Source organism: Acinetobacter sp. NIPH 298 (assembly GCF_000369505.1).
GTDB lineage: Bacteria > Pseudomonadota > Gammaproteobacteria > Pseudomonadales > Moraxellaceae > Acinetobacter.
In genome coordinates, this window is the sequence record NZ_KB850055.1 from 439423 (window position 1) to 460572 (window position 21150).

Annotated in this window: 21 protein-coding genes; 14 read left to right on the top strand and 7 right to left on the bottom strand. The window is 39.0% G+C overall.

Features of this window, described 5'->3' with window-relative positions; genetic code table 11:
- Entirely contained in the window at positions 1-1497 is a 1497-nt protein-coding gene (locus tag F903_RS06950; RefSeq protein ID WP_005195734.1) for a TolC family protein, read from the bottom strand.
- Between the two features lie 346 nt (positions 1498-1843).
- On the opposite strand from F903_RS06950, the gene serC reads away from it, so the two are divergent.
- On the top strand, positions 1844-2923 hold the full coding sequence (gene serC / locus F903_RS06955; protein ID WP_005195735.1) for a 3-phosphoserine/phosphohydroxythreonine transaminase: 1080 nt from the start codon (positions 1844-1846) through the stop codon (positions 2921-2923).
- Between the two features lie 79 nt (positions 2924-3002).
- Here serC and F903_RS16655 read toward each other — a convergent pair whose 3' ends face one another.
- Both F903_RS16655 and F903_RS06960 read right to left on the bottom strand, forming a co-directional pair.
- Positions 3003-3146: a hypothetical protein gene (locus F903_RS16655; protein ID WP_004668950.1), complete on the bottom strand. Its 144-nt coding sequence runs from the start codon at positions 3144-3146 to the stop codon at positions 3003-3005.
- 36 nt (positions 3147-3182) lie between these two features.
- On the bottom strand, positions 3183-4121 hold the full coding sequence (locus F903_RS06960) for a hypothetical protein (RefSeq protein ID WP_005195736.1): 939 nt from the start codon (positions 4119-4121) through the stop codon (positions 3183-3185).
- A gap of 241 nt (positions 4122-4362) precedes the next feature.
- Here F903_RS06960 and F903_RS06965 point away from each other — a divergent pair, with 241 nt between their 5' ends.
- Positions 4363-4833, top strand: coding sequence for a YaiI/YqxD family protein (locus F903_RS06965; RefSeq protein ID WP_004668948.1), 471 nt, complete (start codon positions 4363-4365; stop codon positions 4831-4833).
- Between the two features lie 7 nt (positions 4834-4840).
- Positions 4841-5734, top strand: coding sequence for a DMT family transporter (locus F903_RS06970; protein ID WP_005195737.1), 894 nt, complete (start codon positions 4841-4843; stop codon positions 5732-5734).
- A 19-nt stretch (positions 5735-5753) separates the two neighbouring features.
- On the opposite strand, the gene F903_RS06975 is transcribed toward F903_RS06970, so the two are convergent.
- Entirely contained in the window at positions 5754-6341 is a 588-nt protein-coding gene (locus F903_RS06975) for a PilZ domain-containing protein (RefSeq protein WP_005195738.1), read from the bottom strand.
- 25 nt (positions 6342-6366) lie between these two features.
- On the opposite strand from F903_RS06975, the gene F903_RS06980 reads away from it, so the two are divergent.
- The 6 genes from F903_RS06980 (at position 6367) to F903_RS07005 (ending at position 12257) form a co-directional block, all read left to right on the top strand.
- Positions 6367-7602, top strand: a complete 1236-nt coding sequence (locus tag F903_RS06980; protein WP_005195739.1) for a lipoprotein-releasing ABC transporter permease subunit — start codon at positions 6367-6369, stop codon at positions 7600-7602.
- Positions 7595-8281 carry a lipoprotein-releasing ABC transporter ATP-binding protein LolD gene (gene lolD, locus F903_RS06985; protein WP_004668944.1) on the top strand — a complete coding sequence of 229 codons (687 nt, stop codon included), beginning with the start codon at positions 7595-7597 and terminating at the stop codon, positions 8279-8281. The genes F903_RS06980 and lolD overlap by 8 nt, the downstream gene beginning before the upstream one ends.
- A gap of 72 nt (positions 8282-8353) precedes the next feature.
- On the top strand, positions 8354-8611 hold the full coding sequence (locus F903_RS06990) for a FitA-like ribbon-helix-helix domain-containing protein (protein ID WP_005195740.1): 258 nt from the start codon (positions 8354-8356) through the stop codon (positions 8609-8611).
- Entirely contained in the window at positions 8608-9021 is a 414-nt protein-coding gene (locus F903_RS06995) for a type II toxin-antitoxin system VapC family toxin (RefSeq protein ID WP_005195744.1), read from the top strand. The genes F903_RS06990 and F903_RS06995 overlap by 4 nt, the downstream gene beginning before the upstream one ends.
- Before the next feature lie 50 nt (positions 9022-9071).
- Positions 9072-9725 carry an IS1595 family transposase gene (locus F903_RS07000; RefSeq protein WP_005193918.1) on the top strand — a complete coding sequence of 218 codons (654 nt, stop codon included), beginning with the start codon at positions 9072-9074 and terminating at the stop codon, positions 9723-9725.
- A 105-nt stretch (positions 9726-9830) separates the two neighbouring features.
- A complete protein-coding gene (locus F903_RS07005) occupies positions 9831-12257 on the top strand; it encodes a DNA internalization-related competence protein ComEC/Rec2 (RefSeq protein WP_005195746.1) in 2427 nt (808 codons plus the stop codon).
- A 1-nt stretch (position 12258) separates the two neighbouring features.
- Here the strand turns inward: F903_RS07005 and F903_RS07010 are convergent, their stop codons facing one another.
- On the bottom strand, positions 12259-13212 hold the full coding sequence (locus F903_RS07010) for a lysophospholipid acyltransferase family protein (RefSeq protein ID WP_005195748.1): 954 nt from the start codon (positions 13210-13212) through the stop codon (positions 12259-12261).
- 136 nt (positions 13213-13348) lie between these two features.
- Here F903_RS07010 and sppA point away from each other — a divergent pair, with 136 nt between their 5' ends.
- Together sppA and F903_RS07020 are read left to right on the top strand one after the other, a co-directional pair.
- Complete coding sequence (sppA, locus tag F903_RS07015) at positions 13349-14386, top strand: signal peptide peptidase SppA (protein ID WP_005195750.1); 1038 nt, start codon at positions 13349-13351, stop codon at positions 14384-14386.
- 144 nt (positions 14387-14530) lie between these two features.
- The gene (locus tag F903_RS07020) at positions 14531-15319 is read left to right on the top strand and encodes an alpha/beta fold hydrolase (RefSeq protein ID WP_005195752.1); all 789 of its coding nucleotides are present in this window, start codon (positions 14531-14533) and stop codon (positions 15317-15319) included.
- Positions 15320-15383: 64 nt separating this feature from the next.
- Here F903_RS07020 and purN read toward each other — a convergent pair whose 3' ends face one another.
- Entirely contained in the window at positions 15384-16025 is a 642-nt protein-coding gene (gene purN / locus F903_RS07025; protein WP_171065265.1) for a phosphoribosylglycinamide formyltransferase, read from the bottom strand.
- Positions 16022-17092 carry a phosphoribosylformylglycinamidine cyclo-ligase gene (gene purM, locus F903_RS07030; RefSeq protein ID WP_004668934.1) on the bottom strand — a complete coding sequence of 357 codons (1071 nt, stop codon included), beginning with the start codon at positions 17090-17092 and terminating at the stop codon, positions 16022-16024. Before purM ends, purN begins: the two co-directional genes overlap by 4 nt.
- A 133-nt stretch (positions 17093-17225) precedes the next feature.
- Between purM and cxpE the strand changes: the two genes are divergently transcribed.
- The 3 genes from cxpE to rbtA all read left to right on the top strand — a co-directional run bounded on the left by cxpE (position 17226) and on the right by rbtA (position 21148).
- Positions 17226-18422 carry a chloramphenicol efflux transporter CxpE gene (cxpE, locus tag F903_RS07035; protein WP_005195757.1) on the top strand — a complete coding sequence of 399 codons (1197 nt, stop codon included), beginning with the start codon at positions 17226-17228 and terminating at the stop codon, positions 18420-18422.
- 20 nt (positions 18423-18442) lie between these two features.
- Entirely contained in the window at positions 18443-19141 is a 699-nt protein-coding gene (locus F903_RS07040; protein ID WP_005195758.1) for a DnaA ATPase domain-containing protein, read from the top strand.
- Positions 19142-19252: 111 nt separating this feature from the next.
- A complete protein-coding gene (gene rbtA / locus F903_RS07045; RefSeq protein WP_005195759.1) occupies positions 19253-21148 on the top strand; it encodes a rhombotarget A in 1896 nt (631 codons plus the stop codon).
- The last annotated feature ends 2 nt before the right edge of the window (positions 21149-21150 follow it).

Consider the following 21150-nt stretch of genomic DNA (forward strand, 5'->3'; position numbering starts at 1 on the left):
TTAACGGATATAGTCAGTACGTGGTTGGTTCACATAAAGCTTGAATTCATCAATTGAACCGTAGCTTTGTAATAAAGTCGCTAAAGATAAAATGTATTTATAAGCGTTCACTGCCATTTCACTTTTTAACCCGCTTAATGCGTTTTGAGCATCAATGACTTGGGTTGCTGTGCCCATGCCTTCTTTAAAAGAGAGCTGTTGAATACGTAGGTTCTCTTGTGCAGCTTTGGTGTTCTGAGTGAGTAATTGATGACTGGTCTGGGACGCATTTAATTCGCTATAAGATTTATATAAAACATTTTCAATTTCTTGCTTGGTTCGTTCGGTCATGAGTTCGGCTGCATAACGTTTTAATTCGGCGGCATGCACATTTTTATTTTTATCTACTCCTGAAAATAAATTGTATTTTGCCATAACACCGACGATCCAGTTTTCTTTGTCATCTAGACCATATTCACCAAAAGCAAAAAGGCTGGGTCTTTTGGCTGCTTGTTGGATTCTTACATTTTCATTGGCGAGTTGAGTATCCATCTGCAACTTTTTGACCAAGCTCGAATTTTGGTCATAGCTGGCAAGCAATTTATCCAGAGAATGGTTTTCTGCGGTATTTACAAAGAGGGGGGTGCTGAGATTTAAGCCTTCTTTAGTCTGTAATAAATTTTGAAGACTAAACTGACTGGCACGCAAATTCGACTGTGCATTTTGATAAGTACGTTCAGCATTATTGCGTGCCACTTCAAATTGCATGCGTTGCCCTTTATTAATAAAGCCTTGCTGCTCCAATTTCAGGGCATTGTTATAGTGTTCTTGCATGGCATTCAAATTAAACAGACTCGCGTTGAGCAATTGCTGTTGTAATTGCACATTGAAATAAGATTGAATCATTTCAAAACGCTGTGAATCTTGTTGTTGTTTCACACTTATATTTGAGCGCTGTGCCTGAATATTGGCAATTTGTTTGGCACTATTGATTTTCCCACCTGTGTAAAGTGGCATGACCATCGAGACTGAGGTGCGGACATCATGATCTTTAATGGTGACATCTAGATTATTTGGAACTTTATTGAGACCATCATTTACGGTTTGATCGAAACCTTGACTGACTTGATCAATCGCTTCGGGCGAAAGTACATTTTCCCACTGTGATAATTTGTCATCAAATCCACGTGTCAGGGAGTTTTCGAGTCTACGTTTACTTGACTCTAAAGGTACGCTGGTTTCGCTATGAAAAGAGTAAGCACGCGCATTTAAATCAATGCGTGGAAGACCTAAATGTTTGACCGCTTCCATTTCAAGTTGTGAGGCTTGTTGCAAAGCTTGTTGTGCTTGTGAAGCATAAGCATTTTCGACAACATATTGTTCGGCTTGGTTATAACTCAACGTCTGGGCAAATAGCGAAGTCGAAAATAGAGCACAGCTAATCAAGTGAATACTCAAGCTCAGTTGTTTAGGCAGCCGTTTGACCTTAAAACTTGGTCGATCATGTCGTTTCAACATTATGGTATGTCGCAATTTAATATTATCCTGAGTTAGTCTAAATTGTTTTTATAAAATTTAAATATTATGTTTTTAATTAAATAGTTATATCGCTCTGATTGGTGTATTCAATTTGTAAAAAATAGAGTTTTTAGTCTAGTAAAAACAAGATAAATCTCATTTTTAAAGTTTATAAATATGCATCCAAATGATGATTAAAATAAATTTAAAAGGATAAACATGATTGAAAAATTAATAAGATTTAGATGATTAGATTGAAATATTTACTCGATAAGCTGCTGCAAGCTGCGTCAATCTGTGCTTAAATTCCTATCTCAATTTGTTCCACTTTGACAAAGGAAAATTCATGCGTGCTTATAATTTCTGCGCTGGTCCTGCTGCATTACCCACTGCCGTTTTAGAAAAAGCTCAACAAGAGATGTTGGATTGGCAAGGTAAAGGTTTGTCGATCATGGAAATGAGTCATCGTAGCAATGACTATGTTGCTGTAGCAGAAAAAGCTGAAGCTGATTTGCGAAAGCTCATGAACATTCCAGAGAACTATAAAGTTTTGTTCTTACAAGGTGGTGCATCCTTACAGTTTTCAGCGATTCCACTAAACTTGTTAGGAAACAATAATAAGGCTGACTATATTCATACTGGGATTTGGTCTGAAAAAGCATTAAAAGAAGCGAAGCGCTATGGCGACATCAATGTTGTTGAGGCTGGTACTTTAATTGATGGTAAACATGCAATCACTGAGCAAAGTACTTGGAATCTTTCTCAAGATGCTGCCTATGTGCATTATGCAGATAATGAAACCATTGGTGGTTTACAATTTGCAGGTATTCCTGAAGTTAATGCACCTTTAGTTTGTGATTATTCATCAAGTATTTTGTCTGCACCATTAGACGTAAACAAATTCGGTTTAATTTATGCAGGCGCACAAAAGAATATTGGGCCAGCGGGTTTAACGATTGTGATTGTTCGTGATGATTTACTTGATCAAGCAAAAGCGGATATTCCAAGTATTTTAAAGTATGCAGATCAAGCTAAAAATGGCTCAATGGTCAATACACCAGCAACCTATGCGTGGTATTTATCGGGTCTCGTCTTTGAGTGGTTACTTGAGCAGGGCGGTGTAGACGCAATGTATAAAGTTAACCAAGAGAAAGCTAATTTACTCTATGGTTATATTGATTCTAGTGATTTTTATAACAACCCAATTGCACTGCCAAATCGTTCAATGATGAATGTGCCATTTACACTGGCGGATGAAGCACTGGAAAAGACCTTCTTAAAAGAAGCAGAGCAAAGTCATTTGCTTAACTTGGCTGGGCATCGTTCAGTAGGTGGCATGCGCGCCAGTATTTATAATGCTGTTCCGTTAGAAGGCGTTCAAGCATTGGTGAACTTTATGGATGACTTTGCCAAACGTCATGGTTAATCTATAGCAACTAGACAAATAAAAAGCCCTCAAATCAAAATGAGGGCTTTTATTTATAAATAGGGTGATGATTAAAAAATTAGAACAAGCCAATTTGATGAAAAATAAGTGCTGCTAAAAACATACCAAGTAAAAAAAAGCAATAAGCACCAACATCAAGTTTAAGACCTTGATCACTCGAATGAATAAGACTGGTGGTCGTTTGTTCCGGTATAATTTTCATTAGAACGCCTAAAAATGCCCTTTATGTGATTTTTTGTCACTTTAAAGCAGTTTTAGCATAAATATTGGCCTGAATCCATAGATTGCCACGAATATATTGGCCAATGTTAAAGTTTTTATACAAAACATTTTTAGTCGCAATACGAATGACGATTGCAGGGAGATCATCTTCTAAAACTAAAGTCACGTCATACAGGGTATATTCATCTTGCATAAACTGCATTGTGGTTTTACCCACGATATTTCCTTGGAACCAAGCTTCATCTTCTTGGCCTAATGTTTCCCCGAATAAATAGGCCACCATTTTAGAAAAGTCGACAGTTACAGGTTCTTGATCTTCTGGGGTTTTTGGTTGCCAGTCATTAATAAGTTCTTGTAAGTTTTCTGGTGCAATTCCATTATGTTCGGTCAAAATCGCATTTAATGCACGATGATGTTTAATTGAAGCAGGGTCATCAACAATGATTTTCTCACCATCAGCAACGATTTCTAATTCATAAGCCCAAGCATTAAATTGGACTTGATAAGTTTGGTTCTTATCATATTTGCAGTGATTTACACTGAATAAATTATCAAAGGCATAAATAACGGTATTTGTATTTAAACTTAAACGTAATACTGCTTGAGTTGCAGAATGACAACGAGTAATTCGCTCGATTTTTGCATCATATTTATATGGACTTTCAAAACTTGGAAAAGCCGTTTTTAAAGCACGTGGTTTTTGATCTTCAACTGCAATAATTTGATTTATTGAAACGGCTTCACCACTTGGTCCTTGAATGAGCCAAAAGGATTGATCCATTTCCTGTTCATCTTCACAGAGACCCATTGGCATCACAGGTGCATCCAGTGCCAGCCCTAACCACTTGGGAACATCGGTTTCAGGTGTGTCGGTCAACAAGTTCCAGTGTTCAACATGGTTGCCGAAATTTTGATCTTGAATTGTAATCGTTTCTGGACTGTTTTGATTTTTCATAAAAGCGCGATGCAAAAAGATTGAACTTATTCTATTAAATCGAGGGTAACTGTCATATTTCAAGTCTGGATATGTAATTCTATAAATTTAATTTACTTTCTTGATGTAAAGTGCAAATGACAGGTTCGATATTTTAAATATCAATTAGGGGCTATTGATCTCGTTTAAGTTTATTTCCGCTAGCTCTATCGCTATGCCAATCTGCTACACTATATTTTTATTTATATGAGCTTTCGCTAACGTGCTGCCATTTAAATTATGGGTAGATGCAGATGCTTTACCTAAAATTTTACGTGAAGTTATTTTGCGTGCATCGGACCGCTATCAATTAGAGGTGACCTTTGTTGCGAACCAAAATGTAGGAATTACGCCCTCCATGCGTATTAATTCGATTCAAGTGATGAGTGGGGCGGATCAAGCTGATCAAGAAATTGTAGATCGAATGCGTGAAAATGACATTGTCATTACACAAGACATTCCGCTTGCAGCACAAGTCATTGAAAAAGGAGGGATTGCAATCCATCCTCGTGGCGAAGTTTATACCACAGCCAATGTCAAAGCTCGGCTACATTTACGTGATTTCATGGACACTTTACGTGGTGCTGGAGTTCAGACGGGTGGACCACCGCCGATTTCGGAAAGAGATAAGCGAGAATTTTCTAGCGCATTAGACCAAACGATTTTCAAACAAAAACGTAAAACAACTTCTTGAGCAAAGTATGCCCTCACGTATTAATTTGATGCTTACTTACGCTTTGCTGATCTTTATTTGGGCATCAACGCCTTTAGCAATTGTTTGGAGTGTTTCTGATTTACATCCAATGTGGGCATTACTATTACGTTTTTTAATCGCGTTACCATTAGCAATATCGGTTTTAGTATTTTTAAAAGTTAAATTTCCAACCGATAAAATTGCGCTATTGAGTTATATCGCTGGTGCTTTGAGTCTGATTGGCTCACAAATTTTTACCTATGCTTCAACAGCTTATTTAAGCTCTGGTTTGATTGCATTGATGTTTGGTTTAGCCCCGATTATGGCGGGCTTAATTGGACGATTTGCTTTTCAACAGAAACTCGCTGCATGGCAATGGTTGGGAATGGCAATCTCAATTGTTGGACTGGCCATGATTTGTCTCAGCGGCAATCAAAAACATGTGCAGCCGATCGGTATTGTCTTGATGTTATTGAGCGTTTTTTCTTATTCATTGTCAATTTTCTGGGTAAAGAAGATCAATGCAGATCTACAACCGATGGCGCAAGCCACTGGCTCGATTCTCATTTCGACTTTATGTGCATTGTTGCTGTTACCTTGGATTTGGCAATACGCACCGACACAGATTCCTTCGGCAAAATCATTATTGGCACTGGCTTACACTGTAGTTGTGGCATCGTTAATTGCGATGTTTTGTTATTTTAAATTGGTTCAAAACTTAAAGGCGACAACATTGTCATTGACCACGGTGATGACACCGATGTTAGCAATCTTGATCGGTGCATATTTTAATAATGAACAATTGTCGGTACAGGTATTTGCCGGTGCAACGATTATTTTATTTGGATTATTCCTTTATTTCTTTAAAGATTTACAAGCCCATCGCCGTTTAAAAATATAAATTTTATCTTTGCTTCATTTTAGCGGTCATTGACTTCCAGTTTTTGCGATTGTTTTACACTGGCTGTGAGTTTGGCTCGATCTTGTGGGTTTAGGGTAATAAAGTAAGCGCCGATACGAAATTTACCTTGTTCTTCTGCCGCACTGTAGGCAACCTGAGCCGTTGCAGCGATATGGAAGAAGTTTTCAGGGTGGCTTAAAGTGATATGAATATACGTCCCTTCATTGATATCTTGGGTGCTAAAGAAGCTCAAGCCGTTCTCTGAAAAGTTCACTTGTTCTGGTACAGGGAGCTGAGATTGCACGATATTGTCGTAGAAAGATCCCGTAATCAGATTTAATTTCTGATTAAAAAGGGATAAGATGCGAGCAATTTGTTGATCTTTTTCATTTAATTGTTCTAATTCGTAGCGAAGTGCGTGATCAAATTGATCTAATTCAGCAAGTAGTAGAAAATAGCGTGGCAGTACAAAATGAGAATCATAAGGGTCATTCAGGGCGACATCATCTGGAATGATTTGATAGTTGATTCTCAACACGGCATCAATACGAGACATCACGCGACGTTCTGCGTTGTCGTCAATAAGATGATGTTGTGAATTTTCCATAATAAATCACCTCGGACTAAATGGTATGTTTAAGCCAATTTCGCTGTATATAGGGTTGAGATACACTCGCGCTCGGCGAAGTAATCATTTTATTTCTTTTATTGCCTTGGTTTCCATGATTGGTTTAACCCTAGGCGTGGCTGTCCTCATTACAGTATTGTCTGTGATGAATGGTTTTGATCGCGAATTAAAAACGCGTGTTCTTGGAATGGTACCACAAGCCACTGTTTCTTCTACTCAAATTTTAACAGATTGGCCTGAGCTTGTAAAAAAAGTTGAGACTCATCCACAGGTTACAGGCGTCGCACCATTTACCCAATTACAGGGAATGTTGACTGCTCATGGGCAGGTCGCAGGCATTATGGTGACGGGGATTGAACCTGAATATGAGAAAAAGGTTTCAATCATCCAAGATCATATGGTAACTGGGGATTTAAACGCTTTACAAAAGGGTGAGTTCGGTATTGTTCTAGGTAAGGACATGACTGATGCGCTTGGTCTAGGTTTAAATGACAATGTAACCTTGGTTTTACCTGAAGCAACGCCATCTCCTGCGGGGGTTGTACCTCGTTTTAAACGATTTAAGATTGTGGGTATTTTTAGTATTGGGGCAGAAGTTGATTCAATGGTCGGTTATATCGCATTGAATGATGCTTCAACTTTATTGCGTCTGCCAGATGGGGCACAGGGTGTTCGCTTAAAGTTAGATAATATTTTTGCAGCACCAAAAGTGGCCGATGAAATTGTGAGTGATTTACCAAGCAATTTTTATGCATCGAACTGGACCTATACCCATGGCAATTTATTTAATGCCATTCAAATGGAAAAAACGCTTGTTGGCTTATTACTATTTCTGATTATTGTGGTGGCTGCATTTAACATTGTGTCATCGTTAGTCATGGTGGTTACCGATAAAAAATCAGATATTGCAATTTTGCGAACATTAGGCGCTTCACCTTCCATGATCACCAAAATTTTTATGGTGCAAGGGACCGTGATTGGTGTGATTGGAACGATTGCAGGTACAATTTTAGGTGTGACTTTGGCATTAACCATTAGTGACATCATTTCTTGGTTGAATACAGTTCTCGGTCTGAACTTATTTGATGCTTATTTTGTACATTACCTTCCTTCTTATCTCAGATGGCAAGATGTGGCTGTGATTGTTACTGTGTCATTGGTCTTGAGTTTCTTGGCAACGATTTACCCTGCATTACGTGCAGCTAAAGTTCAACCTGCTGAGGCGTTACGTTATGAGTAAGATTGTCTTAGAAGCCAACGATATTTATAAGCATTTTGATGATGGAAAAAGCAAAGTCGAAGTGATTAAGGGCTTGTCGTTACAAGTGAAGGCGGGTGAGTTCGTCTCAATTGTGGGTTCAAGTGGTTCAGGTAAAAGTACGCTGTTGCATGTGTTAGGTGGTTTGGAACAACCAACACAAGGTCAAGTGTTTTTACAAGGACAGCGTTTTGATAACTTGGGCGAAGCAGAACGTGGATTTAAGCGAAATCAATATTTAGGTTTTGTTTATCAGTTCCATCATTTGTTACCAGAGTTCTCTGCTTTAGAGAATGTGGCAATGCCGTTAATGTTGCGTTCAGACGTTCAATATAAATCAGCCAAAGCTCAGGCCGAGTATTTACTTGATCGAGTGGGTTTATCTCATCGTATGGACCATCAACCAGGTGAGTTATCGGGTGGTGAACGCCAACGTGTGGCATTGGCACGCTCACTCGTCACTAAACCTGCTGTGGTGCTGGCAGATGAGCCTACGGGTAACTTAGACCGTAAAACTGCTCTGAGTGTTTTTGAGTTGCTGACTGACTTGAAAAAAGAACTCAATATGGCAATGTTGATCGTCACCCATGATGAGCAATTGGCACAATCTGCGGATTCTATTTTGCATATGCAAGATGGGTTGTGGATCAACGAAAAATAGGTTTTTTATACACCATTGCTTTTTGTGCTATCATTATTTAAAAGTGTAAGCATTGAAAGCAGTGGGGTATAAATGATGGCAAACCTAACCATAAGAAATGTTCCTGATTCAGTACATCGTGCGTTAAAAATGAGAGCAGCCCAACATGGACGTAGTGCAGAGGCTGAAATTCGTTCTATTTTAGAAAATGCAGTTAAATCAACTCAAGCTATAGGCTTGGGCGATCAATTGGCTTTGCTCGCACAAGCGCAAGGATTGAGCAATGCTGATGTAGAATCATTGGAACAAACACGGAATACGATGCCAGCCCAACCGTTGGAGTTCTTATGATTGTTTTAGATACCAATATTATTTCTGAAATGATGAAACCTGAACCTAATCCAACGGTTCGAACATGGTTAAATGAACAGGTCATCGAAACTTTATATCTTTCTAGTGTTACCATAGCAGAGTTGCAGTTTGGGATAGGTGTGCTTGCGGAAGGACGGAGAAAACAGGCATTGACCAGTCTGCTTGCTCAAATTGTTCCTTTATTTGAACAGCGTATCTTGGCATTTGATTTTAAGGCTGCGGAACATTATGCAAAATTAGCAGTTGAGGCGAGATTGGCAGGGAAAGGGTTCCCAACGCCTGATGGTTATATCGCTGCGATTGCGTCTAGTCGAGGTTTTATGATTGCAACAAGAGATATTGCACCATTTAAAGCAGTTGGTTTAGCCGTCATTAATCCATTTGAATGATTTAAAATTATTGGGGCTGTAGTAGATTAGCATTGTGATAATCTACTTTTATGAAGATAACTAGATGTAAATTAAATAGAAAAATTCAGATAAGGTTGTTAGCGTTTTTCATTGCCGAAGTTACTGCTAGAACTGCTGCTGATTTATTGGGAATTCAACCTAACTCCGCAGCTCTGTTCTACAAGAAAATTCGTCAAATCATTATGTTTCACCTTGACCAAGATGCCATTGAAGTGTTTCAAGGACAAATTGAATTGGATGAAAGCTATTTTGGTGGAGCACGTAAAGGAAAGCGTGGTAGAGGTGCTGCTGGTAAAGTGATTGTTTTTGGTTTACTCAAGCGCAATGGTAAGGTCTATACGGTCATTGTACCTGATACTAAATCGAGTACCCTAATGCCTGTAATATCAAATAAAATCACTCCTGATAGTGTTGTTTATACAGATCACTGGCATAGTTATAATGCTTTAGATGTTGCAGGGTTTAGTCATTATAGAATCAATCATTCAAGCCATTTTGCTGATGGTCAGAATCATATCAATGGAATTGAAAACTTTTGGAATCAGGCAAAAAGAGTACTTCGAAAATACAATGGTATTGACCGAAATGCCTTTTCATTGTTTATTAAAGAATGTGAGTTTCGATTTAATTATGGCAGCCCAAAGCAACAGTTGAAAACACTATTAAATTGGACTGCAATTTAACCTTATCTACTACAGCCCCAAATTATTTATTAAATCTCTTGTTAAAGCCCTGAAAAAGGGCTTTAATTTTGCCTCTAGAAAAATCAAAAACTTAATTAAAAACTGATGTTAAAAATTATTTTATTGGGGTGGATTGCTGGTATTGCAGTCATGGGGAAAACGTTCCCTTTCATTACTGCGACATGGTGGATTTGGTGTCTCGTTGCGTTCAGTTTTTTAAGTCTAGTTTTTTATAAAAAACACCTCTATTTTCATCGTCCACTGTACAAGGCTTTGATTTTAATCAGTGCGACATGGGCATTATTTTGTACGGGTGGTTATTTTGCTGATTCCGCTTTGGAGCAGCGACTTAAGTTTAGAGAACTTGAAAAACAGTCATTTGAAGCGATTGTTTATATTAAAAAGATTGATGAACTGAGTGATGATGGGCAGAAACAAATTGCTGAAGTGCTCAATCGGTATCCTCAGCCTGTTGATTGGTTCTTTTACTTAAAGAAATATAAAGACTCACCCAACGCTGAGCCTGAGCTGAAACTTGGACACTATTATCATGTATATGGTGAAATTCGACCTGCCCATAGTTATGCCGTTGCAGGGGCATTTGATCAAGAAAAATGGTTCTTACAACAAAATGTGATGTCTGCATTTTCAGTCAAGCAGATCCAGCCGATTACAACGGATGAAGTCTATCGTTTAGGCTACCAACAACACCTGAAGCAGCAGCAAGGTATTCGAGCTAAATTTTTACTCAATGTTGAAATGAAACGTTTGACATTTCGACAGATGCTACAAGCTTCGAACTTACAGCATAAAGGTTTGCTCTTGGCCTTACTTACTGGCGATGAAAGTCTTTTATCAAATGCATTAAAACAACAGTTTCAACAACTTGGAATTTCCCATTTATTGGCGATTTCAGGGCCGCATGTTTTGATTTTTGCTTTGATGTTGACTTGGTTGTTACGGAAAATAGTGCAACGTTATTATCCACACTTATATCTCAAACGGCCTCGGCAATTGTTGTTGCTGTTGCCCTTTGTGTCGAGTGTTCTGCTGTATGTGGCTTTTGTTGGTTTTGAAATACCAGCCATGAGAACATTATTAACGGTGACGATTGCCAGTATTTTTCTTATATTCAGGCAATCGATTCAACCCTTTGCGATATTGGTTTATAGCGCCAGTTTATTATTGATTTATGATCCATTTAGTATTCTTTCTGCTGCATTTTGGCTGTCTTATGGCGCTTGCTTTATTCTGCTGAGGATTTATCAAAGCATCGTGCAATTACCCAAAGATCAAGTAGCGACTCCCACGCAGAAAATGCGTATGGCAGGCAAGGTCTTAATCGAATCACAATGGAAAATCTTTGTCGCTTTATTGCCTCTGGTTTTAATTTTCTTTCAGCAAGTGTCATGGCTTGCACCACTAACCAATTTGATCGCCATTCCATTATTGAGTGGCGTCATTGTGCCTTTAGATATTATTGCCGCTTGTCTTTGGCTGCTGATCCCAATATTGGGGGAATTGTTATTTCAGCTCAATGATTTATTTTTGTCACTTTTGATGTCGATATTGAATGCTTTACAGCATATTTCCCCAGATTTATATGGCGTCAGTTATACCCCTTGGGCAATCGTAAGTTTGATCTTCGGTATTTTCATTTTGTTTTTACCAAGAGGCACGATCCCAAAAGTTTGGGCATTGCTGTGTTTCTTGCCAATATTGCTTGGCGTAAAGGCTCAACCGGTTGTGTTGAATATATTGGATGTCGGACAGGGACAAGCGATTTTATTACAGCATCCGCAACACACCTTAATGATTGATACAGGTGGCTCATTTGATGAAACTAAATTCAGTTTAGGTGAGCGGGTTGTGATTCCATTTTTACGTCAGCAGGGCATACGCCAACTCGATCAAGTGATTTTGTCGCACCTCGATCAGGATCATAGTGGCGCATTTAGCTCGATTCAAAAAGCATTTCCCATCGGGCAGGTTCAGTCAAATGAACGCGGGGATAAACTCCCTTTTAATGACAATTTCTCCTTATGTCATCAAGGTCAAATTTGGTCGTATCCGAATCTGAAGATTGAGATTTTATCGCCCCATGCTGAGGAATTGGTTTATGCCAAGCATCAAAAAAATGAATATTCCTGTGTGATCTACCTGCGGTTTCTCCATGCGCAGCCTTATCAAAATTTTCTGATTATGGGGGATGCCGGCTGGGAAACCGAATATAAACTGTTGCAACAATATCCCGATTTAAAGGTGGATGTTTTAGTCCTTGGTCATCATGGTAGCAAGCATAGTTCAGCTTATGATTTTTTAGCGCACATTCAACCAAAATTGGCGATTGCTTCAGCAGGGTTAAACAATCGCTATGGTCATCCGAGTCAAGAAGTATTAAAGCGTTTACATGCCTTAAATATTCCATTGCTTAATACTGCGCAAGCAGGAACACTCAGCTTTGTTTTTGACAATGGAATGGTGCAACTGAAACAACAGCGCCAGCAAGTAAAATGGTTAGAGCGAGAATAGCCTAAGCATTTTCTTGCGATGTTTGCAATCGGACTTCTGCGACGCGTGTTAAAGCTTCCGTCTCATCAATATCGTATATTTTCTTTAAGGCTTTATTGGCACTAAAACGCTTATAGCTCCAATGATAATGCGCAGGGTGACGTTTAATTAATTGTTCTAAAGTTTGATGAATAATGAGTGTGCCATCTTCGGCATGACCCGCATAAATCTGAGGGTTGATGGGTTCAATATACATATCAAAACCATCTTGATCATTACGCACAGCATAAATGAAGAGGGCTTTCGCTTTGGTCTTCTGAATAAGTTTGGCGCTGAGACTACTTGATGCTAAGGGAATACCAAAATAATTGACCATTTCTCCGCCATGATCAGGGGTATGATCAGGCAAAATTGCGGTTGTTCCGCCTTGCTTTAAGGCTTTAAAGACCTGTCGAACGCCACTTTCATCTGTGGGCACGAGATTGGCTTGTTCACGGCTTCGTGCATCCCGTACAAAACGATCCGCATCAGGGTTTTTGACCGGTTTATATAAAATCGTCATCTGAGTGTATTTTGATAACCAAGAATTCATCACTTCCCATGTGCCAAAGTGGGGAATAACTAAAACCAGTCCCTTTTTTTCTGCTAAAGCTTCATGAAAATAATGTTCACCGTGTATGTTGTGAATACGCTGAATATTTTTAGCATTAGATGCTCCCCAAATACTGATAAATTCAAAGTAAGAGGTGATCTCATTCCGAATGGCTTGCTTGGTGAGCTGTTGTCTTTCTGAGTCTGGTAGATCAGGAAACGCGATTTTTAAGTTTAGTTGTATGATTTTTGAGATCTTAGAGAGTTGGAAAGTATTCACCAACATTGCCACCAAACGTGCAAAAAAACGCCCTAATTGAATCGGTTGGCGACTAATCAGCTTGAGCAAATAATAACGAGAATGGGATGAATTGGGTTGAGTCATGTCTCACAGATTCAAAAATTACAAGATAAAAGTATAAGGTAAAAAATAATTATAAGTTAAAACAAGTTAATTAAACAGTTTTGTGTAAATCAGCGTATATAATAAAGTCACTTTAAAATTATTGGATTGGAGTCTTATGTCCGATTGGCCACCAAAACCACAAAACGAATCTACAAATAGTAATTCTCCAAATAGTAACAATGTGACAGGCAAAGAATGGCAGATTTTAGAAAAAGCTGTTTTGGCCTCTGTCGAAGAACAACGCCGTAGTCGCCGTTGGAGTATTTTCTTTAAATGTTTAGGTTTCGCTTATTTGTTAATTGTCTTGATTGCAATGAGTAAGAGTTGTACCACCTCAACAACAAAATCAACCACCAATATCAGTAGTGATCATTTGGCTGTTGTCGATATCATCGGTACGATTGACTCCTCTAGTGGTTCATCTACAGTAAACAGTGATGATACCAATAAGGCGCTTAAGCGTGCATTTGAGGCGAGTGGTAGTAAAGCTGTTGCTTTGAATATTAACTCTCCAGGTGGTTCGCCAGTACAGTCAGATGAAATTTGGCAAGAAATTCGCTATCTGAAAAAGCAACATCCAGATAAAAAAGTCTATGCGGTGATTGGTGATATGGGTGCTTCAGGTGCTTATTATATTGCTTCTGCTGCGGACGAAATTATTGTTAATCCATCAAGTTTGGTTGGTTCGATTGGCGTGATTATGCCGAATTATGGTTTAAGTGGTTTGACCCAAAAATTGGGAATCGAAGACCGTACTATGACTTCAGGTAGCAACAAAGATATTCTCAGTATGACCAAACCACTTGACCCTGCACAAAAGCAACATGTGCAATCTGTGTTGGATAATGTGCATGGACACTTTATTAATGCAGTAAAAGAAGGGCGTGGTAAGCGTTTGAAATCGAATGATCCTGCTATTTTCTCGGGTTTATTCTGGACGGGTGAACAAGCCATTACTTTGGGTGTTGCAGATCGTAGTGGTAGTTTAACCACACTGATGCGTGATCTTAAGGTAGAGCAAAAAGTTGATTATACGGTTCAGCGTAACCCTTTTGAGTCTATTTTAGGTCGTATGGGTGCAAAGATCGGTGAGGGAATCAGTAGCTCACTTGCAGATCAATTGCAAACTAGCCAAAATGCAAAAATACAATAACAATCTATAGAAAACGTTTAACTTCAAGGCTGTAATGATTTACAGCCCTGAGTTTTTAAAAATTACTCCTCAGTTCTTCTTCTTGTATTGCGATATGGTTTGAGAGGAAGATAATTTATCGATTCATAAGCTTAAAAGACTGTCATGAAACCTATTATTCATTTTGCCCATGCCAATGGCGTTCCATCTAAAGTTTATCAAAAGCTGTTTGATCAATTGAAAGATCAATACGATATTATCTATGTCGCTGAGATTGGAACAGACAAGCGTTATCCAATCACGAATGGTTGGACACATTTGGTTGATCAAGTGATTGATAGCATTGTGCAACAAGCTCAAGGGCGGAAAGTGATTGGTTTAGGACATTCTTTAGGTTCAGTCTTGACCTTGATGGCTGCTTACCGTCGTCCAGAGTTATTTTCTCAAGTGATTATGCTGGATCCACCATTGATCATTGGTAAAGCTTCATTTGTTTTTCATCTTGCTAAAATCTTTAAACCTAAATTGGTGGATCGGATTACACCTGCTGGCTTGTCTGTACGTCGTCGTGATCATTGGGAGTCTCGTGAGCAAGCGGCAGAGCTGTTGGGGTCGAGAGGTTTTTATCAGCACTTTAATACTGATTGTTTCCAAGCCTATATTGATCATGCATTAAGCAATGATCCTCAGCGCGGTGGAGTGACTTTAACGATTCCAAAAGCAGATGAAGTTGCATTGTTTAGAACCACACCATCGATGTGGTGGTTGCCTATGCCAAAACCTCCTGTTCCTGTGCATCTAGTGGTTGGGAGTGACAGCGTATTCTTAAAAGAAAAATTCCCACAAGTGGCTAAAAAGAAATTAGGGATTCCTTTTTCTGTGGTTGAAGGTGGGCATATGTTCCCATTGGAGTATCCATTGGAAACGGTAGAAAAGATTAAAAGTTTGATTTAATTATGAGGCTATTTTGAATCAAGCAAAGATAAAAAAACACATCCGAAGATGTGTTTTTTTAGTTTCAAAACTGAGCAAATTGAATTGGCTGTTTTAACGGTTTTTGATTGAAGTAAGCCTGACTGTTTTCCCAGATAAGCTGACCATTACATATCCATTGCACAACTTGAGGATAGATGAAATGCTCAAGTTCATGCACACGTTGCGCTAAACTTTCTGCTGTATCATTTAAACCGACTTGAATGAGGGATTGAGCAATGCTCTGTCCAGCATCAAGTTCCGCTGTTACAAAGTGAACTGTACACCCATGTAAGCGATCACCTGTATTTAACACACGTTGATGTGTGTTAATTCCTTTATAAAAAGGAAGCAGAGAAGGGTGGATATTTAACATCTTGCCTTGCCATTTGCTGACAAAATTAGGCGTTAAAATACGCATAAAGCCTGCAAGAATGACCAAATCCACCTGCCATGCAAGCAGTTGTTGATGCATGGCTTCATCAAAGCCTTCTCGATTTGGAAAGTCTTTGTGAGAAATGACAGCAGTTGCGATGTTGGCATCTTTTGCACGATGTAGTGCATAAGCATCCGCTTTGTTGGACAGAACACCAATGATTTTTCCTGAAAATTGATGCCCAGTTTGGGCATCAATCAGGGCTTGTAAGTTGCTACCGTTACCGGAGACAAGTACCGCAATTCTCATTATGCAAAGATCACGCGAATTTTTTCGTCTGCGCCTTCAACTGATTCAGCATTTTCTTGGATATGACCAATTTTCCAAGCTTTTTCGCCTTGAGCATTTAAGATTTCAATTGTTTTTTCTGCTTCGCTCGCATCAACTGCAATGACCATACCTACGCCACAGTTAAAGGTACGATACATTTCAAAGCGTTCTACATTGCCTTCACGTTGTAGCAATTGGAATAACTCAGACCATTCCCAGCTTGATTCATTAATCACGGCTTGAGCGCCATTTGGTAGTACGCGAGGTAAGTTACCTGGTAAACCACCGCCTGTAATATGCGCCATTGCATGAACGTCAACTTGTTTGCAAAGTTCGAGTACTGGTTTAACGTAAATACGTGTAGGTTCCATCGCAACATCTGCAAGTGGACGACCATCAACGATTTGGGTTAAATCAACGTTCTTCACGTCTAAGATTTTACGCAATAATGAGTAGCCGTTTGAGTGAGCGCCGCTTGATGCAACACCGATTAGTACATCACCAGCTTTGACTTTAGTGCCATCAATAATTTTGCTGTGCTCAACGACACCCACTGCAAAACCAGCGAGATCGTAATCTTCGCCTTCATACATACCTGGCATTTCAGCAGTTTCACCGCCAACCAGCGCACAACCAGCCAGTTCACAACCCTTACCAATACCCGTCACTACATCTGCTGCAACGTCGACATTCAAATGACCTGTTGCATAGTAATCAAGGAAGAATAATGGTTCAGCGCCACACACTAGTAGATCATTGACACACATTGCGACAAGATCTTGACCAATTGTATCGTGGCGATTGAGGTTGAGTGCTAAACGTAATTTTGTACCTACACCGTCAGTTCCTGAAACCAATACAGGTTCTTCATAACCTTTTGGAATTTTGCAAAGTGCGCCAAAACCACCTAGACCACCCATGACTTCCGGGCGAGTGGTGCGTTTAGCGACAGATTTGATACGATCGACCAATGCGTCGCCCGCTTCAATATCGACGCCTGCATCTTTGTAGCTTAAGCTTGTGTTTAAGGTAGAGGTTGAGTTGCTCATAATGAAGTCTCCGCATTGGCGGCAGATTATAACCTGAATATACGAAACTCTTATGTTATTTATGCTCGAAAATGCTATCTTTATTAAAAATTATTTCCATTTATAACGATTACATGAACAAAGGTTAAATTTTATGCAAGATCTGGTTCTCCGCCGTATCTTTATCCTCGCTGGGCTCGCATTATTGATTTGGGTAATTTATTTACTCAAACCGATTGTCATTCCTTTCGTCGCTGCTTTTTTTATTGCATATCTATTTAGCCCGTTGGTTGATGTTTTAGTTAAGATTAAATTGCCGCGTTGGCTTGCGATCAGTGTTGTGTTTATCGGTATCGGTGTGACTTTAACCGTCGTGTTATGGTTTCTTGTTCCACTTGTTTGGAAGCAATTGATGTATGCGCGGGATAGTATTCCTGCGGGAATTCATTGGATTAATGCAATCTTTTTACCTTGGCTTTCTGAAACTTTTGATTTGGTGCCAATGGAACTTGATACCGACCAAATCTCTAAAGTCGTTATGGAATATGTTCAAACCAATTATAGTTCGGATAGTGTTCAAACATTTGCGTTGCGTCTCGCTCAATCTGGCTTGAACTTTATTCAGTTAGGCGGGCTTATTGTCCTAATTCCAGTCATTTCTTTCTACTTCTTACTGGATTGGAACAGAATGCTGCAAAGCTTCCGTCGTCTGATTCCACGTCCTTATGAAGCATCAACTTTAACCATTATTCGTGAATGCCACAGCGTATTAGGCGCTTTTGTGAAAGGGCAATTTTTGGTTATGTTGTTGTTAGGGATTATTTATGCAGTTGGATTACAGTTAATTGGTTTAGAAGTCGGTCTAATTATTGGCATGATTGCGGGTTTGGCCAGTATTATTCCTTATTTAGGATTTGCTGTTGGTATTATCGCTGCAGTTATTGCATCGTTATTTCAATTCGGTTTGGATTGGGTGCATCTACTTTTGGTGGGTGGCGTATTCTTGTTTGGTCAAATGGTGGAAGGATACGTACTACAACCCTTTCTATTGGGTGATAAAATTGGTTTATCTCCAGTCGCTGTTGTATTCGCAGTTCTCGCAGGGGCACAACTTGCAGGCTTTCTTGGAATGTTGATTGCGTTACCTGTGGCTGCGGTAATTGTTGTTTTGTTAAGACATGCACGAGATAACTATATAAAAAGTCGGCTATATGGTTTACCGGCTGACATGGTTGCGATAGAGAGTGGGGCGCAGCATGTTAGTGTTGAAACTGAGCAGGTCGCACTTGATATTGAAATAAAAAACTCTCAAGATACAGAGACTTCAAACCCTAATGATGGCTCTAAATAAGCGGGGAAAAAATTAAATCTATGCGTCAACTGCAATTGGATATTGAACCACAACTTGATGCCCGAATCAGTGATTTTTCGGGACCAGGTTGGGGACCTATGGTTGATGCAGTGCGACAATTACATGCAGGTTTGGTTAACCGATTTTATGTTTACGGTGGAGCAGGTACAGGCAAGAGCCATTTATTATCTGCAATTTGTGATTCTTACTTAGAATTGGGCCGTCCAGCAATCAAAGTCTCTTTGTTAGAATTATTGGATGCACCGATTGAGGCAATTACCTCATTAGAGTTTTATGATTTGGTTGCATTAGATGATATTGAGGCGATCAGTGGTGTTCCTCATTGGCAAAAAGCTGTGTTTCATTTGATGAATAATCATGAAGGGCAACTGGTATTTTCTTCACGATCAGCCCCGATAGAATTGCGGTTGGAACTCCCTGACTTACAATCAAGATTGACTCAAGCTGTCAGCGTTAAAGTTCCAAGCGGAAGTTCATTTATAGATCGACAAGCATTGTTGCAATCGGTGATGACGCGACGAGGAATTCATTTTGATCAACAAATTGTGGATTACTTATTGCAAAATGGGCCACATCAAGCTTCGATCTTGTTACAGACGCTCGCGCAGCTAGAAAAAATGTTAAAAGGCGAAAGAACTAAACTCTCTAATACCACCATCAAGCAGATTTACGCATTAATAGACGAATATCGCCAATAGCATAAACTACTTGAGTAATTACGAGAGCTATGACAAAGTACGCACAAAGGATGTGATTGCGAAATTTGGATTTTGCAATATTAAGAAAAATGAAAATAGACGGAGATCGGTATGCTCAAACGGACGCTTGCCTGTGCTTTATTTGCGATTACTGGACATGTATATGCTGCAGATATTCAAGTTACAACATTAGTTGATGATGAGAGTTATACTGGTTGTTCATTACGAAATGCTGTAGAATTTTTAAATAATAGAAGCAAAGATGAATTTAAAAATGGCTACAAAGGTTGTGGGGATGCGGATTCTAGCTCAATTATTCTTTTAAAGCGTGATCAAGAATATAAGCTAAATTCATCGCTTAATATCAAAGCGCCAATGACAATTAAAAGTGAAGCAAGTAGTATCTTTAATGACCAAAAAATGGGCTTAAATAACGCTACGATTAGCATGAGTGGGAAAGATCGTTTATTTTTAATCGATGATGGTAGTGTAGAAGATGCATTAATCATTGTTCACTTAAAAGAACTTAATCTAAAGGGTGCTTCTACACGAATCAATAATAATGGTGGTTTAATTCTGAATCGAGAAGATTTGAATATTGAGTATTCACGCCTATTAGATGGAAATGCGAATAATGGTGGGGCAATTTATAATGCTGGTATTCTATCAGATACGGATGCTAAACAAACGGCGGGTAGAGTTTCGATCTCTAATAGTATCATTAAAAATAATAAAGCAGATCAAGGTGCTGTAATTTATAGTGAAATGCCGCGGTATTTAATTTCTCGTACAGTGATTCGTGACAACGAAGGCGTTTCAAGCCCAGATGGGACTGGGGCATTGTTATATGTTAATACCGGTTTTAGTGATAAAACGATTGGCAACTCGTTGAGTAGTCGAGATTCAGGAATAAAAAATAGTACAATTTTTAACAATAAGGGTGGATATGTAGCCAATATTCGTGAGGGCATGGTTTTAAATAACTTGACGATGATTAAGAATGCTGCAGGATTATATTTACAAGCGTTAAAGTGGAAGGTAACGACGACGACGACCGAGAATGGAGAAACTACAGTAAGGGTTGATGAGTATCCAAGTTCGTATATTTCAAATAGTATTATTGCTGAAAATGGAAGCAAAAACTGTGCAATTAAGTCAGATGATACCACTATTGTGCAAAGTAATTTAACGACCCAAGAGTGTGATCACAACCCAGCAGATCGGTTACCTAATTTCATGTTGGGTAGTAATTTATTGATTGTCGGTGGTATGACTGAAGGTCACTGTGATTATCCACAGAACGAAGGTTTACTCTGCCCTTATAGAACTCCAGAAGATCAGATGTTGGGCTTTTTCCAACCCAGATTATTGACCTCATACAATTCACTCTCACAATCATTGATTATCAACAAAGGCCGTATATATAGTGATGGAACAACTTTTAGCTTAGCACGTTGTGAGACTACAGACCAACGTGGTAAGCAGCGTAGCGGTTTTGATGAGCTTTGTGACTTAGGTGCTATCGAACTTATTGTGAATCGCAGTGACGTTCAAATTGCAGGTCAGGATATTTTTTATAGTCAAGTAGCAAAATTTAGTATTGCCAATAGTTTGCTGGATGGCGAGTTGTTAGACCCTGAAGCATGTAAGAGTATTCTAAAGAGTGAAACTAACTCTAAAGGACAACCATGGTTGCCAGGTTGTTTAGAGATAGAACAGACTGACACAATATCGAAAGGCAGACTTACTTTAGATCAAAAAGGTAATGTTACTTATGTACCCAATGGCAATTGGCATGGTGCGGATAAGTTTAATATGCGTGTAATTACGACAACTACCCGTTTTAATGATGTTTCTACTCAATATGTTGATATTCCAACTACCATTGTACAGGGTCCAGAAAATACCTTTAAAAGCAAAAAAGTAAATGTGAGTGGGGGCAGTGTCGGATTTAGTGTGATTTTGATGCTATTAGGTTTAATAGGGTTACGCCGTTTTAAGTCATAATC